Below are 2,987 nucleotides of genomic sequence, written 5' to 3'. Positions count from 1 at the left end.
GTGAGGAAAAGGCGATACATATTCTGGCGAATATAGAGTTTGCAAGAAGAATATACGCGACAAATGTTCTAGATGTGAAGTGTGATAGCCCTCAGTCAATAGCCAATTATCTAAAATCATCTTTAGAGAATTTAACGCAAGAAGTTTTCGTAGTATTAGATATTGATACAAAAGGTAAAATAATTGAAAAAAGAGAAGTATTCAAAGGTAGCTTATCTATGTCGGTGGTGCATCCAAGGGAAGTATTTAAACTAGCGATAAAAAATAGTGCTTCAAGCATCGTCTGTGTGCATAATCACCCAAGTGGAGATGCAACACCTTCCATAGAAGATATTAAAACGACGATAAATCTAATGGAAGTTGGTGAAATAGTTGGTATTGAAATGCTAGATCATATCGTAGTGGCTAAAAAAGGATACGTCAGCATTAGGAAAGTATTGAATTATCTAGCAGTTGAAAATATAGATTATAAATACGAAGATGTTACAGGTGAACAATTAAAATATATACTGAGAAAATATAAGGTTGTAGGGGAGTATTAAAAGGAGGAAGCGTAGAGAGTTTTTATTTTGTCTAAACTGATTGATTTTGACTAGTTAAAAAAGAAAAACCGTCAGTAATTAGTTACCAACGGTTACGATCACTAAGTTCTAGTTAAGATTTGCGATAGATATAATTAAGTATCTATGTTAGTAACTTAATTATAATATAAAATATCAAGTGGATCAACTTTTTAGTTATAAAAAAGAAAAGAGTACCTCGTATTGAGATACTCTTAATATGATATTGATGCTGATGTTTCACAGCGAATAATGATATTGTTGTGGATGTTTCACCACTAATTTATATTAATAGTATCTCATTTTTTTATTTATTTGTCAAATGTTAAAGTAAATCTTTCTTATTCTGTTTTCTATAAGATTCATTGATTCTTCTGAAATTGTAATATTTCCAGCACTTTCAAATTTTGAAACTGGTGTCAGTTTTCTTTTGTCTATAGTTTGTATCATATTCACACAAGCATAACTATCTTTATTTTTATATTTCTTATATTTTTCTATACCTTTAAAGTGTTGGTCTTTAGATTCTAAGAATTCTTTATTTCCTTTTTTTAATTTATATAATGCCTTGGTTATTAATTCTTCGGAATAGTTGTTTATATTTTTTTGAATATCGTCAGTCATAATTCCATCATTTGCTATTAATAATTTCGTTACATAATTTTTAAAATCATTAAGATTGTTAGGTCTTGAAGCATCGATTTCAGAAATATATTCCTTGGATTTTACTTCCCATTTAGATATCAACTCATCGATTTTATTAAGGTGATACTTAGAATTTTTAAAATAAATATTATCATAAGGATTTAGTTCTTGATAATATTTATTGTTTTTTGAAGACAGTGGAACTACTGTGATTGTACTCTTTGTAACCTTATCGTATTTATCTAATACAATAGCAAAATGGTTACCACTCAATTCAGAACCAATATTAACTCCAAATTTCACATACACAATTGTTCCTCGTTTAAACTTTGGAAAGAACTTAGTATTTTTCCCTTGAGCCTCTTTATAAAATTGTTTAGCTTTAAATAAAACTGATTCTGGAAGATATTTGAATTTATACTGATGATATTCCATGACACTTACAAATATTCTTTGAGCTTCTTTAAATATTGATTTCATTATTCCTTCCTTTCTAAAACTTCCTTCTTAACTCAACAACTCGTCCTAAAATTACTACTGGTTTTGTTACTACTTCTTCATTTGAAAAGTACATAGGTGAGTATTCTGAGTTATTAGATATTAGTATTATTCCATTATCAAGCTTTTCAAACTTCTTACAAGTGACCTCATCCCCATTTACTAGAGTGATCACCACATCTCCATTGTTAGCTGTTGATTGTTTCCTTACTATAACAGTATCTCCATGATTTATATCTGGTTTCATGCTGTCACCTTTAATTCTAAGTCCAAAGAATTCACCTTGGTTTTTCCACGATTGAGGTACTTCCTCATAGTCTAGGATTTCTTCAACAGCTGAAATAGGTATTCCTGCTGCAACTGTTCCTAATACTGGAATCTTTAGGCCTTGTGGGGTTTGAGGTCCAGTATTTTCTATTCTTTCATATCTAGGTACATTGTATCCTAATAACCATGCTTCTGTAATGCCAAATACTTTTGATAATAAGAAGATTTTTTTGTTATCTGGATTCGATTTACCATTTACATATTGAGATAAGTGACTTTTAGAAAATTTTATATTATATTTCTGTTGAAATGGTTTAGCTAAATTAAGAACATCTATTTGTCTTAATTTTTTTTCTTTCATTATTTGATTTATTCTTTCAGTAGAAGTCGCCATAAACTTCACCTCCTGTTAGATTCATAATATCATGATTTTAATAAAAGTTCAAAGAAATTGAACTTTCTTGTTAGAAATTAGAAAATGTTAGTATATAATAAAATTAAGTTCGAGTATTTGAACTTACAAAATAGAAAGAAGACAAAATGAAATTCAATTATATAAAATAATAAGTATAGATTTATTAATATGATAATTTTTTAAAACAAAATATAAAAATTGATTTTCTAGTAGAAATATAGTAGTATAAAGGAAGGTGATTCACTACCTATATTTCAAGTGTGAATGTTAAGCTAGGAATTTTTCCTAGCTTTTTTGTATGGAATATTTTTAATGGGTGAAGAATTCTAGAATAAGGGTATTTGAGGTGCAAACAATTTGAAAAATTATAGAAAGATTAATATTTCAAAATCTTTGCTTTTCTACTTCATCTATGTTAAAATATAATCATAAAAGAGAGAGCCGTTTTAAAGACGGTGGCTTGTAAAATAGTTTTAAATAACCATCTAACCAACCAAAGCTAAAGATGGTTATTTTTTATTGTCTTTTTTTAACGCTACAATACAAACACTAACTACTGAAACAATCAATAGATTTATTCCAATAATCGTCTGTACAATTTC

The 2,987-nt window shown here is 28.2% G+C and carries 3 protein-coding genes; 1 reads left to right on the top strand and 2 read right to left on the bottom strand.

Going from position 1 to position 2,987, the window contains the following annotated elements:
• On the top strand, positions 1-542 hold a 542-nt coding region (locus RWN11_RS08045; RefSeq protein ID WP_314161219.1), incomplete at its 5' end, for a DNA repair protein RadC.
• 336 nt (positions 543-878) lie between these two features.
• Here the strand turns inward: RWN11_RS08045 and RWN11_RS08040 are convergent.
• Positions 879-1,685 carry a type II toxin-antitoxin system PemK/MazF family toxin gene (locus tag RWN11_RS08040; protein WP_314161218.1) on the bottom strand — a complete coding sequence of 269 codons (807 nt, stop codon included), beginning with the start codon at positions 1,683-1,685 and terminating at the stop codon, positions 879-881.
• Between the two features lie 13 nt (positions 1,686-1,698).
• The gene (locus RWN11_RS08035; RefSeq protein WP_314161217.1) at positions 1,699-2,364 is read right to left on the bottom strand and encodes a S24 family peptidase; all 666 of its coding nucleotides are present in this window, start codon (positions 2,362-2,364) and stop codon (positions 1,699-1,701) included.
• Positions 2,365-2,987: the final 623 nt, after the last annotated feature.

Source organism: uncultured Gemella sp., assembly GCF_963519265.1.
GTDB lineage: Bacteria > Bacillota > Bacilli > Staphylococcales > Gemellaceae > Gemella.
Note: the sequence above shows the minus strand (reverse complement) of the source record. Positions and strands in the feature narration are given on the sequence as shown.